At 41.0% G+C, this 14,578-nt stretch carries 10 protein-coding genes; 8 read left to right on the forward strand and 2 right to left on the reverse strand.

All coding sequences use genetic code 11. The features are described 5' to 3' along the window. Window positions 1–5: 5 nt before the first annotated feature. The 3 genes from ACTJJH_RS13885 (at window position 6) to ACTJJH_RS13895 (ending at window position 3,290) form a co-directional block, all read left to right on the forward strand. Window positions 6–779, forward strand: coding sequence for an enoyl-CoA hydratase (locus ACTJJH_RS13885; RefSeq protein WP_032037171.1), 774 nt, complete (start codon window positions 6–8; stop codon window positions 777–779). A 12-nt stretch (window positions 780–791) separates the two neighbouring features. Continuing rightward, window positions 792–1,817: an enoyl-CoA hydratase/isomerase family protein gene (locus ACTJJH_RS13890; RefSeq protein ID WP_440601306.1), complete on the forward strand. Its 1,026-nt coding sequence runs from the start codon at window positions 792–794 to the stop codon at window positions 1,815–1,817. Window positions 1,818–1,937: 120 nt separating this feature from the next. Beyond that, the gene (locus ACTJJH_RS13895) at window positions 1,938–3,290 is read left to right on the forward strand and encodes an MFS transporter (protein ID WP_032005649.1); all 1,353 of its coding nucleotides are present in this window, start codon (window positions 1,938–1,940) and stop codon (window positions 3,288–3,290) included. Window positions 3,291–3,380: 90 nt separating this feature from the next. On the opposite strand, the gene abaI is transcribed toward ACTJJH_RS13895, so the two are convergent. Continuing rightward, window positions 3,381–3,947 (reverse strand): acyl-homoserine-lactone synthase AbaI, encoded by a 567-nt coding sequence (abaI, locus tag ACTJJH_RS13900; RefSeq protein ID WP_311082245.1) that lies wholly within the window; start codon window positions 3,945–3,947, stop codon window positions 3,381–3,383. Window positions 3,948–4,010: 63 nt separating this feature from the next. Next, window positions 4,011–4,427, reverse strand: a complete 417-nt coding sequence (locus ACTJJH_RS13905) for a DUF4902 domain-containing protein (protein ID WP_311082243.1) — start codon at window positions 4,425–4,427, stop codon at window positions 4,011–4,013. Window positions 4,428–5,210: 783 nt separating this feature from the next. On the opposite strand from ACTJJH_RS13905, the gene abaR reads away from it, so the two are divergent. The 5 genes from abaR (at window position 5,211) to ACTJJH_RS13930 (ending at window position 14,554) form a co-directional block, all read left to right on the forward strand. Then, window positions 5,211–5,927: a LuxR family transcriptional regulator AbaR gene (gene abaR / locus ACTJJH_RS13910; protein ID WP_057085479.1), complete on the forward strand. Its 717-nt coding sequence runs from the start codon at window positions 5,211–5,213 to the stop codon at window positions 5,925–5,927. Between the two features lie 698 nt (window positions 5,928–6,625). After that, on the forward strand, window positions 6,626–8,515 hold the full coding sequence (locus ACTJJH_RS13915) for a fatty acyl-AMP ligase (protein WP_440601307.1): 1,890 nt from the start codon (window positions 6,626–6,628) through the stop codon (window positions 8,513–8,515). Between the two features lie 50 nt (window positions 8,516–8,565). Further along, on the forward strand, window positions 8,566–10,341 hold the full coding sequence (locus tag ACTJJH_RS13920) for an acyl-CoA dehydrogenase (protein ID WP_440601319.1): 1,776 nt from the start codon (window positions 8,566–8,568) through the stop codon (window positions 10,339–10,341). Beyond that, on the forward strand, window positions 10,338–10,598 hold the full coding sequence (locus tag ACTJJH_RS13925) for an acyl carrier protein (protein ID WP_002118032.1): 261 nt from the start codon (window positions 10,338–10,340) through the stop codon (window positions 10,596–10,598). Before ACTJJH_RS13920 ends, ACTJJH_RS13925 begins: the two co-directional genes overlap by 4 nt. Continuing rightward, a complete protein-coding gene (locus ACTJJH_RS13930; RefSeq protein WP_440601308.1) occupies window positions 10,595–14,554 on the forward strand; it encodes a non-ribosomal peptide synthetase in 3,960 nt (1,319 codons plus the stop codon). Before ACTJJH_RS13925 ends, ACTJJH_RS13930 begins: the two co-directional genes overlap by 4 nt. Window positions 14,555–14,578: the final 24 nt, after the last annotated feature.

Here is a 14,578-nt window from a genome sequence, read left to right on the forward strand (position 1 = left end):
GAATAATGCAGTGGCAAGGTATTTTATTAGAAAAGCGTAATGGGGTTGGACTGATTACATTAAATCGCCCTCAAGCGCTCAATGCTTTAAACAGCGAATTAATTAGTGAAATTAATCAGGCATTAGATCAGCTCGAAAAAGACCGTGAAATTGGTTGCATCGTATTGGCAGGTTCTGAAAAAGCTTTTGCCGCAGGTGCCGACATTAAAGAAATGGCTGATTTGGCATTTCCTGATATTTATTTTGATGACTTTTTTCATCTTGCAGACCGTATTGCACAGCGCCGTAAACCTCTAATTGCAGCGGTGAGTGGCTATGCATTGGGTGGTGGCTGCGAATTAGCACTGATGTGTGACTTTATTTATTGTGCTGACAACGCCAAGTTTGGTTTGCCTGAAGTGACTTTAGGCGTAATTCCGGGCATTGGCGGTACACAGCGTTTAACCCATGCCATTGGTAAAGCCAAAGCAATGGAAATGTGCCTTACCGCTCGTCAAATGGGCGCTGTAGAAGCAGAGCAAAGTGGTTTAGTTGCACGTGTGTTTAGTAAAGAAGAATTACTTGAACAAACCTTGCAAGCCGCTGAAAAAATCGCAGCACGCTCTTTAACTGCAAACATGATGCTTAAAGAAACCATTAACCGCGCTTTTGAGGTGAACCTCACTGAAGGCTTACGTTTTGAAAGACGTATGTTCCATTCAATATTTGCAACATTTGACCAAAAAGAAGGAATGCAGGCGTTCGTTGAAAAACGAAAACCAAATTTTAAAAATCAATAAGAGATCAATAAAATGAATACAGAAAATCACTTAATGATTGAGCAACAAGGTAAGTTGGGCATGATTACCTTAGACCGTGTGACTCATCTCAATGCATTGTCGCTAGATATGATTAAAAGTATTGGTGCCCAATTGGAACTGTGGCGAAATGATGCGGCTGTTCAGGCAGTATTAATTAAGTCAAATAGCCCAAAAGCCTTCTGTGCAGGTGGAGATATCCGCTATCTCTATGACAGTTATAAAAATGGCACGGCCGATTACAAAGGCTACTTTAGTGCCGAATATAAAATGCTAAATATACTGCGTGAATATGAAAAGCCAATCATTGTTGTGCTTGATGGCTATGTATTAGGTGGTGGTTTTGGCTTGGCTCAGGCTTGCCACATTGTGGTGAGCAGTGAAAAGTCCAGATTTGCCATGCCTGAAACAGCGATTGGCTTTTTCCCAGATGTTGGTGCAACTCATTTCCTTTCTCGCCTTGATGATATTGGTGTTTATATGGCCATTACGGGTGAGCAGATCAGCAGTAGTGATGCGCTTTACCTCGATTTAATTGACTACCATGTGCCAAGCGAGCAGTTACAAGCTTTGCAAGATGCTTTCGTTGACGCGCCAAGTTTAAGCAAAGAGGGAATTGAACGCATCATTACCCGATTTATTACTCGCCCTGCCGAAAGTGAACTCAAACAATTGGCGGAAGGTATCCGTAAACACTTCGGATATCAGCATTTAGATGAAATCGAGCAAAGTCTTGAAAATGAACAAGATGAAAGCTTAAAAACTTGGGCAAGTAAGATGTTCAGCATTTTGCAGCAGCGCTCATTTATTGCCAAACAAACCAGTTTAAAACTGCAACATTTAGGTCGAGGGCTCTCTTTACCTCAGTGCATGCAGCTTGAACGTGATTTACAGGATATCTGGTTTGAGCATGGTGACTTTATTGAAGGTGTGCGTGCTCTCATTGTCGATAAAGACAAACAACCACAGTGGCAAGAACGTAATTCGAAATTTGAGCCAATTTTAGAAAAATTGAGCTAAACCGAATTACAAAAATATAAAAAGCTTAAGGAGATAAAGCGAGACCTGAAAATGCTTATGGTCAGGGTTGGTCATAAGCATAAAAAAGATAAAACAAGAAAATCTAAAAAGGATATTACGATGCAATCAATACATGGAAACGGTTCAAATACTAAAAAGTCGTCACATCGATTAGCAGGTATCTCTAGCATGGTCGGCACCACCATTGAATGGTATGACTTTTTTATTTACGGTGCGGCAGCCGCGCTCATTTTTAATAAGCTATTTTTCCCTAACTTAGATGCACTTACCGGCGTGCTTGCTGCATTTGCCACCTATGCCGTTGGATTTATTGGAAGACCATTAGGCGGCTTAGTCTTTGGTCACTTTGGTGACAAGATTGGCCGTAAATCGATGTTGCTACTGACCTTGATGCTCATGGGGATCCCAACCGTACTGATTGGCTTATTACCGACTTATGAATCAATTGGATATTGGGCTGCGATTGGCTTGGTTGTCTTGCGATTCATTCAAGGTATGGCAATGGGCGGTGAATGGGGCGGTGCTGTACTGATGGCCGTTGAACATGCACCCGAAGGCGGTAAAGGGTTTTGGGGAAGCTTGCCTCAAGCTAGTACAGGTGGTGGCTTAATGCTAGCCTCAATCGCGTTGGGTCTGGTGTCGTTATTACCTGAAGAAGCGCTGTTTAGCTGGGGTTGGCGTTTACCATTTCTTGCCAGTATTATTTTACTGGCAGTAGGTTGGTATATTCGTGTAAAAGTGCCAGAGTCACCAGATTTCGAAAAAGTAAAACAACAGTCTGAAGAAGTCAAAGTTCCTGCTTTACAGGTTTTTAAAAACCATCCAAAGCAACTCATCACTATTATTTTGGCTCGCGCTGCCGAGAATGCATGGTTCTATATTGCCTCAACATTTACATTGGCTTATACCACTGCACAACTTGGAATTCCACGCCAAGACATTTTATTTGCCACCATTTGCGGCGCAGCCGTGATTTTATTTATGACGCCGTTATGTGGACATTTGTCAGATAAAGTCGGCCAACGCAATATGTTTATGTTTGGCCTATGCATACTGGCGCTTTACTGCTATCCATTTTTTACCATGCTCAATACAAAAGATCCGGTATTAGTGTGGACAGCAATTGTTTTAGCAATTGGCGTTGTGTTCCCAATTATGTACGCACCACAAGCTCAGCTTTTTGCCCGTCAATTTCCGGCAGAAATTCGATATAGCGGAATCTCGATTTCGGTACAGTTGGCTGGTGTATTAGGTGGTGGTTTGGCACCGATGATTGCTACTAAATTATTGAGTGTCGGGCAGGGTAATCCATATCTAATTATGCTTTATATTGGAAGTATGGCTGTAGTCGCAATTATATCGACGTCATTTATGCCGCGCGATTGGAGTGCTAAAACGGATGAAACTTATTATAAAAAGTCGAATTTAAATTTAAAAACCAAAATTGATTAATAGGTATTAATGTTTCTTAATCGTATTGCTACCTGACTATATAAAAATTGGGACTCATGCCAAAAATAGGTATGAGTCCCAAATAAGAAATTAAATATCAATCAAGCATGCAAACATTGCATATCCATCAATAACCATGGGTGGGCCTGCACGATGAGCACGAAAACCCGCAGCACGTAATAACCGTTCTACCCCCAGAGGAGAGGTGGTTATGAGTTGTTTTGCACCTTGTTCTCTTGCAAAGTTGATAGATTCTTGCAGAATTGCAATAGAGACGGGCGATGACACAGCTTGACTAGCTGAAGATGGCGGATTCGAGAAATCTACGGCTGAGAATCTTGATAACTCCCAAATTTCTGGTGAGCAAGGAATAGGCATTCCATTAAGTAATTGAGGAAATATCTCACCAAGTAAATAAGGTTGAGTAGTCGGTAGTAATCTGGCACAACCAATAATATTAGATTCTCTATCTTGAGCGACGACATAGGCGGTATCGATTTTGTCAAACTGATCTAGTTCTTCATTATTAGGACAGTTCAACTCCCAACCTAAATATTCAACAAATACCCTATAGCGGTAATTTTTAAATTTAGTATATAGGCCTTCTGAAAAATTATTTTGAAATCCAGCAATAACATTCATTACAAGTGCTTCCACTTATTTTTCAAGTGACTTTACTTAACAGGTGGGGAAGCGGTAACTGTAAGAATTTACAGGTTTCTAAGAGAAATATGGAGTTAATTTAGCCATTGTTTGGGTTGTATTGATTTGGGCATAAATGAACTGTTCCCAGAACAAAGTATCGATTTTCTTTTCAATTAGTGTTTCAGTAACTTCAAATCCAATATCTGTACCAGATACATCAACAAGCATAATATTGCTTCGAGGCAGTCCAATTCTTTTTATACTCGTGATGCCATTGTACTCAATAAATTCCCAATCCCATCCCGTACTTAAAGCTGGGGGCAGTGATGTTGCCCATTCAGTAAAACCATAATAGAGAATTTGAGAATCTTCAATTTGTGTTGATTCAACAATAGATATGAGATGTTGGAGTGGATAGTTCATAAGCTGGTTTTCATTCAGTCGAATAAAACCATCTGCTGATATTGAGAAATGAGGGGGGATGGTGACCATGCTACCTGTTCAAGTGACTTGAATTGGGGTTCAATGGATAAATAACATAAATTATTGCCAATAAAATACTGTTATGTTTAACAGGTTAAATGTAATTGTATGGCATACACCGTTAAGCTGTTCTTACTAGAGAGTTATTCAGATATTAAGGCTTACTTATGAAAAAACGAGAATTTTGTAGTTTTAATATGCAAACTGCCTTTTAAAAAATGCTAGATAGATTGGAGTTGTTGTAGATCTTTTAGTATGCATCAAGTCTCATTGTTAAAATAATAATCCTAAGCAAGGTGAGTTGTAATGTAATTGCTTGATTTATTAAATTATTAAAGGTGTATTTAGTTTCTTTACATAATAATTAGTAAAATTATACCGGCTAGATAGTTGATAGAAAATATTGTTTAATTAAATTAATGAAAACTGAATATTAATAATAATTAATAGATCTTCTAATCTTTTTTTAAAATACTTATTTTTTGGAATAAAATGCATCCTGTAAAATTTAATTTTTCAAGCATAATCCGCACATGGAATATAACAACCTTAGAAGCTCTCATAAATTTAGTTTGTCTGAATAATTTGCAACCATATCTGGCTTAAAAGAGTTGTTAATTAGATGATGAATTCAAAATCTGAAATTGAGAAATCAGATAAATAAAATTAGGTATTTAAAAGCTTTGTTGAAATAAAGGTAAACGAAGAGACCTACGCTTCAATTGGATTGTTTGAATTCACAATATGCAACTGAACAAAAAATGATTTGTGAATGGAGTCTAATGAGAGTAAATGGAAAATTGGCAAGAGGATTTATTATCAGAATTTCTGATCGTAAAAAATGAATACCAGCTGTTTGAGATCGTTAAATCTACAGCTTCAAAGCTTGGATTTGATTATTGTGCTTATGGTATGCAGTCGCCATTATCTATTGCTGAACCAAAAACGATTATGTTGAATAATTATCCAGAAGCATGGCAAAAGCGTTATTTGGAACAGCATTATGTGAAGGTAGATCCAACTGTGCAGCATTGTATGGTATCACTTCAACCTCTTGTCTGGTCGAGCCAATCTGCAAAGACACAAGAAGAAAAAGATTTCTGGGAGGAGGCGCGCTCTTATGGCCTTAATGTCGGTTGGGCTCAGTCAAGTCGTGACTTTATTGGAACCAGAGGGATGTTAACACTCGCAAGATCCAGTGACCAATTGTCGGAAAAAGAGCAAAAGGCACAATATACAAATATGTATTGGTTGTCTCAGACAGTGCATTCTAGCATTGCTAAAGTTGTAAATGAGGTGGAATTCGCTCAGTTTAATCTTTATTTAACGAACCGAGAAAAAGAGGCACTGCGTTGGACTGCTGAGGGTAAAACGTCAGCAGAAATTGCCCAGATTCTAGGGGTGACGGAAAGAACAGTAAATTTTCACCTCGGAAATTCAATGCAGAAGTTAAATGTGAATAATAAAATTTCAGCAGCTATCCGAGCTGTGATGTTAGGACTTTTATAAAGTATATGTATAAATAATACATCTGAATAAAGTAAATGCTTGTAATATTTATATTTTAAATTAATTGTTACCACGACTTATTATAAAAGTTATTTATCTAAATTTTATTTTGAAATTAAACCGAATGGGAAAATTTAGTTCTATATTATTTTGTTATTCATGATCTTATATGAAAGTCAAAGTTAATTATATTGATTTGTAAAATTATATATTGTTTGTAAGAAATTATAATGTTGAAGTGTGATTTATTTTTAAATGAATAATATAGGTGGATTGTTAATCTATACTTAAATGGCTTATTGCTATAAGAAATTAAATCTCAAAAAATCAAAAACTAAAATATCAATAAAAGAATTATACGAGCTAAGAATTCGCTTATGGATTGAAAGCTTTTAGATACTTGTTTAATACTAAAAAAGTAAAGATAAAAATGAATTTAATTTTTAATCTAATTGCAAAAATAAAAAATAGAAATGAGTAAGACAATTTATAAAAGGTGTCCAGCTTCTCGATTTTTATAAATATAGGCCAACCTGTAAGCACTTACAGGTGTAATAAATGGCACCCACACATAAAATATAATGTGAATTTATATTTTAAACAAAAAGTATATTCATTTTTATTAAAAGCCCCGACGAGAAATGTAATTTCTAAATTAGCGAATTTTAAGGGTGCATTATAATTAATCGGAGTAAGTTATGGCTGTAATGGATACGGATAATATCATTGCAACATTGGAATCCCACGCAAATTTAAATGGAAGTAAGGTTGCTTTCGAGTACTTAGGGCGTCAATCGGGTGGTATTCAGTCTCTTACGTATAAAGATTTGAACGCTCTGGTTCAACATCAAGCTCAGGTATTAATGAATCTTGTAGACAGTGGCGATCGCGCTGTGTTGCTATTTGAACCTGGGTTGGACTTTATCGTATCGTTCTTTGCCTGTCTAAAAGCTAAAATTATCGCGGTACCCGTCAGCCTACCTTTTAATCGTAATGGTTTTTCTAATATTTTGAATATTATGAATGACTGTGAGCCAAAAATAGTACTCACCACCAAAAAAATTCTTGAGCTATCAGGTTTGATCACATTAAAAGCTCAAAATGAAAGCTTAATATTACATGCCGTTGATGCTGAATTGCAGCGTGACTTGGTGGAAAAGGATTTTCCGCTTATTACTGAAAAAGATATCTGCTTTCTTCAATATACCTCAGGCTCAACAGGTTGGCCTAAAGGGGTAATTGTTACCCATAAGAATATTATGGCAAATGAAGTCATGATTGCTGAAGCTTTTGGCACACAACCTGAAGATATTGGTCTTACATGGCTACCTGTTTACCACGATATGGGGTTGATTGGTTCAGTTTTGCAAACTGTGTATGTGGGCCTGACTTGCTATGTCATGTCACCGCTAGATTTTATTCGTAAGCCTCTAAAATGGCTGCAATTTATCAGTGAAAAAGGTGTCACGATTACTGGTGGACCAAACTTTGCTTATGAATTATGTCTGCACCGTATCTCTGATGAGCAGGCTGCATCGCTTGATCTGAGCCGTTTACGTGTGCTGTTTAATGGTGCTGAGCCGATCAAAGCTCATGTCATGCAACGCTTCATGGAAAAGTTTAATACTCAGTCGGAACTGAAACTAGATACTTTCTTGCCATGCTATGGATTGGCAGAAGTTACGCTTTTAGTTAGTGGTGTGACTGGTCCTCTCAATGCAATTTCAATCGATCGTGACAAGTTAAATGCCAATCTAATACAGGCCAGTCAAGATCCGACCGCCGTGCAAGTGGTGAGCTGTGGCAAGATCTCGGCACATATTGATTGCCGTATTGTCAATCCGCATACCCGTCAAGAAGTAGCAGCTCATGAAGTTGGTGAAATCTGGCTAGCAGGTGAGAGCGTTACAGCAGGTTACTGGCAGAAGCCAGAGGTCAATCAGGAAACTTTTGCGGCGACTATCATTGATGACGAGGGTCAGCCGAGTCAAGTGCACTACTTGAGAACGGGTGATATGGGCTTTGTCAAAGACGGAGACCTATATGTAACTGGCCGCCTTAAGGATGTGATTATCATCCGTGGCAAGAATTATTACCCGCAAGATATCGAGTGCTCTGTTGAAATGGCACATCCTGCTGTTCGTAAAGGTTGTGTTGCGGCAGTGAACTTTGCTGATTCTGAAGGGGTTACGGTTGTACTTGAGATTAAGAAAAAGTCCTTAGATAAGACACTTAATTTTGAAACCATCAGAACTCAAGTTAAAGAACAAGTGGCGGCTGATATTGGTTTGCCTGTAGAAGGCGTCTATTTACTACATCAAGGCCGAATTAACAAAACTACTAGCGGCAAAATTAGAAGAAGAAAAATTAAAGAGCAGATCGAACGCGGTCAATTGGTCTGTTTAACCCATCCAAACCGTAGAACGGTGATTGCTCGAAACTATGTCAAAAACGGCTTAGAAGTCATCCGTGATCGTGAGCAGCGGGGGCAGCTGATTCGTTATAGCTCCAATCTTCTCAACTCAATGATCAAGGAACGTGAAGTACGTACGCTGATTTTTAATCGTCTGAAAAGTGCTTTGTTTTAACCCTTACCCTTTAATCATTTGAGTGAAAATCCATGTCACTGACATCCAATTTGCGGCAGTTTCAGTCTGCTGCTCGTCTGGAGCAAATTTTAGGCTCCGTACATGATAACAACAACGATTTTTCTTGGTCCGCTGCCATCGAGCGTGATGAGAAGGAACAATATCCTCAGCGTGCTGTTGATTTTCTGAATGCGGTGGGTATGAACCGTTTCTATGTACCTTCAGAGCTCGGAGGTCGTATGGAAATTGGTGAAGAGTTGCTATATCTGCATCGTGTGTTGGCACGACGTGATCTAACCATCAATTCGACTTATAGCACGAATGCTTGGTCTGTGATTGTGTGGATCGGCGGTAATGTGAATCAATGCCAAAGCATTGCTAGCCGAATTTTGAGTGGTGCTGCTCCAGCATTGGCTTATAGCGAGAAAGCGCATGGTGCTGACCTACTATCTAGTGAAGTGACAGCACAGCCTGCCGAGAGTAAATACATCTTAAATGGCGAAAAATGGTCAATTAACCGCGCCACTTTAGGAGACTCTTTAAGCCTGATCGCTAAAACATCGAACGATCGTGGACCACGTAGTTTGAGCGCATTCTGGCTTGATAAGCGTCATATGGCTTCTAAAGGAACCTATAGTCTGAATCGCCTACCAACAGTGGGCATGCGTGGTTTAGATATTAGTGGTATTGGCTTTAACAACGCTGAAATTCACAAAGATGCTTTGATCGGTGAAGAGGGCCAAGGGTTAGAGCTTGGGCTTAAGACGCTACAGGTAACGCGTGCATATTGCAGTAGTTTCTCGCTGGGGGCTGGCGATACGATGCTACGAATCGCGACCGAGTTTGCTATCGAACGCGAGTTATATAACAAAAAAGTAATAAGCATTCCACTGGTGCGTGAGCAACTTGCTACAGCCTATGTCTATCTATTAGCAGCGGAGGTGTTATCACTCGTTGGCGCGCGCGGATTACACGTTTGTATTAATCAGTTCAGTACATGGTCGCCAATCGTCAAGGTACTGGTGCCTGAGTATGTAGAGTCACTTGCCAAGATCACTTCTTCAGTGCTTGGGTCACGTTTCTTCTTAAGAAATGCATATGCAGATGGAATGTACCAGAAAGCATTCAGAGACCATCTGATTGTTAGTGTGTTTGACGGAAGTAGCACCGTTTGTCTAGACAGTCTGAGTTTCCAGCTCAAATCTGCCAATAAAGGTCGTAGCAAAAAAGCCGACCATCTCAACCAAGTTGAAGCTAAAGCACGCTATCGCCAGTTGTATGACTTACAAGTGGAGACAGACGCTATTGATTTCCGTGGGCTTGAGATTTTCAACCGAGATGGCGATTTGGTGATGGAGTCACTGGAGACAATCATTGAAATGCTCAACGATGCCGAAGCCACAGTAGGGTTGTCTACTGAAATGCTATCTACGCTACGTGAGCATGCAGATCGGCTTCTGGTTGAACAGCGTACATTAGATCAAAAAATTCAGAATTACTTTTCAAGCTCTGAGGAAAGCAAAGAGTTTGAAACGTTGCGTTTTAGTCTCGCTCGAGGCTACGCCGAGCTATTTGCCCGCATTGCTGTGCTGGGTTTCTGGGTCTTTAACCGTCATGGCTTAAGGACTGCTTTAAAGGATGGAGCATGGTTGATCATTTTCCTAAATGCTGCGGAAGGGCAGACATCTCCCCCTATTACGTCATTACGTGAAAGCACATTAGCAGATTTGCTAGACCGAATTTTAACCAACCACATGTTATCTGTTATCGATTTCGCATTGGCACCGCGTGATGCCAAACCAGTTAAAGAGGAGATTACCCCATGAATAAGGATAAAGTTTACTGGAGCGCGATCATTCGTACGCTAGTAGCTAAAGAGATGCGTGTAGAGCCTGAGACGATTGATCCAGAGCAAAAATTTACCAGTTATGGTCTTGATTCGATCGTTGCTTTGTCTGTGTCTGGGGACTTGGAAGATCTGACAAAATTGGAACTTGAGCCGACACTGCTATGGGATTACCCAACAATCAATGCATTGGCTGAATATCTGGTTTCTGAGTTGCAACAGGGGGTTGCTTCATGAATAACATTGCGAGCCTAGAACCAAAAATTCTGTCGCGTCATGCGATTTCTGCAGAACAGCTTGGTATTTGGTATATCCAGCGTCTTGAGCCAACTTGCAGTGCCTACAATATGGTGGTGGCTTTTGATGTGAAGGTCAACCAGCCATTAGGCAATAAGCCGATGGAAATTTTGGAAGCAGTGTTACATGATTATCCGTTACTACGTGTAAGCATGCCTGCCAATGATCAGGGTATCGAGCAAATCATTTGGGATCGTGTATATCCTAATATCATTCTCTCTGATGCTCGTCATGTTGAAGCTTCTGATTTAACACAATTGGTTGAACAGGACACCAAGCAGCCGTTTGACCTGACTCAGCCACCGTTGTGGCGTATCCATTGCTATGAGCGTGGTCAGAATCACTATGTGATTGCAGTTGTGATTCATCATGCCTTAATGGATTTCTGGTCGATTGGTCTGTTGTTGCGTGATGTCTGCAAGCGTTTTGGACTGGTAACAGAGTCAAATGTAGTGAACGGAATCGAGTTCGCTCAATATGCAGATAAGCAGAAGAGCAACGTGATCGGTGATGCTGATGAAAGCTTATTGTTTTGGAAAAATGCGTTAAAGCATGCTCCACATGTGCATAGCATTCCACTTGATTATCCACGTCCAGCTGTGCAACAACATAAAGGTAGCTCGGTAATTTTCCGTGTACCTGAGTCAGTATCGTCTGGTCTTGTAAACTTGGCGAAAGATTATGAAATTACCTTGTTCGGTCTTGTACTATCGGGTTTCTATATCCTGCTGAACAAACTATCGAATGAAAATAATCTAGTCGTTGCCACAGCAGTAGCAGGTCGACTTGAACGCTCTTTGCGCAATGCACTAGGACAGTTTGTCAATACAATTGCTCTCAACATAGACATCGATACTGATCAGACTTTACGTCAATTTACACAGCAGGTGCAGGAACAATTAAAACAGAGTCTTAAACATCAAAAAGTTGCTTTTTCCAGAGTGGTTGAAGCTGTTTCACCAAAGCGTGATGGCAGTATCAACCCATTGGCTCAAGTTGGAATGTTTTGGGAGCGTCTAGGTGGTTTGGATGAGTTTAAAGAATTACTCTTACCAATCCAGAATCCAGCTACTTTAGCTGGTCAAGACTTGACGCTAGGAAGCTTTCCAGTCCGCCAACAAGAAGGCCAACTAGATATTATGCTAGAAATGGGCGGTGAATATCAGGGTGAACTGGTTGGTGTACTGAAATATAACTCTGAAATATTTTCTGCGGAGTCTGCCGAGAATATGGTGCAACTACTGCAAGTTGTACTATCGGAAATGGTGGCTCATCCTGAACGTAAGATCGTTGAGTTAGATATCGCACCTGATTATGCGAATGGCATTCAGCTAGGCTATCTACGTGGTCAGGTGACTGATTATCCTCGACATGATCTACTGGGAATGATTCTAAAGCAGATCGATGAGCGTGGTCACAATCATGCTATGACCTCTAGAGATCATGCTGTCAGCTATCATGAGTTAGGTCAGCATATTGCTGGGATTGCTGAATATTTACGTGCACATGGTATTACCAATGGGGATCGTGTAGGTCTGATGGTAGACCGCACTGTGCTATTGCCCGCGGCAGTCCTCGGAATCTGGGCGACAGGAGCAGCATATGTACCGTTGGATCCTAGTTTCCCAAGAGAACGTTTGCATAACATCGTAGAAGATGCTGAACCTAAAGTCATCTTGACCCAAACTGACTTGATGGATGCTCTTACAGTCTCTGTACCACGTCTAGATATCAATCAAGCTGGTGTTGTGCCCCTTGAGCAAGTACGTGAGACGCTTGCCTTTGGTGATACCGCTTATGTGATGTACACCTCCGGCTCGACAGGTAAACCTAAAGGCGTGCGTATTGGGCATCCTTCAATAGCTAATTTCTTGTTGTCTGTAAACGATAGGCTGCAAGCAACTGCTGATATGCAGTTATTAGCAATCACTACTTATGCGTTTGATATTTCTGTTGTTGAACTATTGATTCCACTGATGTATGGCGGTGTGGTACATGTGTGCCCACGTGAGATATCTCTAGATGGGAACCTGCTGGTTGAGTATATGCAGGCGAAGTCGATCAATGTTATGCAGGCAACGCCGTCCTCTTGGAAAATGCTCTTGGACAGTGAGTGGAAAGGTATCCCACATCTAACTGCACTTAGCGGAGGCGAAGCGCTAGATCCTGTACTCGCAGAAAAACTACTGGGTAAAGTCAGCTGTCTTTGGAACGTCTATGGTCCGACCGAGACAACTGTGTGGTCCAGTGCAGCCCACATCACCGATGCCAAATATATTGATTTAGGCGAACCAATGGCGAACACCCAGCTTTATGTTCTTGATGAACAGCAGCGATTGGTTCCACGAGGCGTTATGGGAGAGCTCTGGATTGGAGGCGATGGTCTTGCAGTCGATTACTGGCATCGACCTGAGTTGACAGATGCACAATTTAGAACTTTACCATCCCTACCAAATGCTGGTCGACTCTATCGCACCGGAGATAAAGTCTGTCTGCGAATGGATGGGCGTTTGACTCATCACGGACGTCTGGATTTTCAGGTCAAAATCCGTGGATTCCGTATTGAGCTAGGCGAAATCGAGAATGTCCTCAAACAGATCGATGGTATTACAGATGCAGTAGTCTTGGTTAAGACCACAGCCGACAATGATCAGAAACTGGTGGCTTATGTGACTGGACATGATATTGAAATGGCTGGTTTAAAAAAGACTCTACAAATCCATCTTCCGGCTTATATGGTGCCAAGTACGTTTATCCGATTGGATGAGTTTCCAATGACGGCTAACAATAAGTTAGATCGTAAGGCATTCCCTGAGCCAGTGTTTGAGCAGAGCAACGATTATGTTGCTCCACGCGATTCGATCGAAATCGAGTTATGTACTACCTTTGAGCAGATTTTGTCAGTCAAGCGAGTTGGTATACATGATGATTTCTTTGAATTAGGTGGGCATTCATTACTGGCTGTGAAACTTGTCAATCATCTCAAGAAGGTATTTGGTACCGAATTATCAGTTGCGTTACTTGCACAGTACTCAACTGTTGAGAGTTTAGGGGAGATCATCCGTGAAAATAAAGAAATCAAGCCTTCAATCGTAATCGAACTGCGCCGCGGAACTTATGAACAGCCGCTATGGCTCTTCCATCCGATTGGTGGCAGTACCTTCTGTTATATGGAACTTTCGCGTCATCTCAACCCGAATCGTACTTTACGTGCTATTCAGTCTCCGGGTCTGATTGAAGCAGACGCTGCTGAAGTGGCGATTGAAGAAATGGCGACACTCTATATTGCTGAAATGCAAAAAATGCAGCCTCAAGGACCTTATTTCCTCGGTGGCTGGTGTTTCGGTGGTGCGATTGCATACGAGATCAGTCGTCAGTTGCATCAAATGGGGCAGCAGGTCACAGGGATTGTCATGATCGATACACGTGCTCCAATTCCCGAGAATGTGCCTGAAGATGCTGATGATGCCATGCTTTTGTCTTGGTTTGCTCGTGATTTGGCTGTGCCTTATGGCAAAAAGCTGACGATATCAGCGCAATACTTGCGTGAATTGAGTCCAGATCACATGTTTGATCATGTTCTTAAAGAAGCTAAGGCCATCAATGTCATACCTCTGGATGCTAACCCATCAGATTTCCGACTTTACTTTGATACCTATTTGGCTAATGGCGTCGCACTACAGACCTATTTCCCAGAGCCTGAAGATTTTCCGATCCTCTTGGTTAAAGCCAAAGATGAGTCTGAAGATTTTGGGGAAAGTCTCGGCTGGGATCATTTGATCAAAGATACGCTTACACAAGTGGATCTACCTGGTGACCATTCATCGATTATGTTCGCTGAGAACGTTGCGGCTGTGGCCAAGGCAATTGATCAGATGTATCCAATTCCTGCATAAGAAATACAAGAAGGTAGAACCACT

Origin of the sequence: Acinetobacter sp. 22301 (genome assembly GCF_052045285.1) — a bacterium.
GTDB classification, from domain to species: domain Bacteria; phylum Pseudomonadota; class Gammaproteobacteria; order Pseudomonadales; family Moraxellaceae; genus Acinetobacter; species Acinetobacter pittii.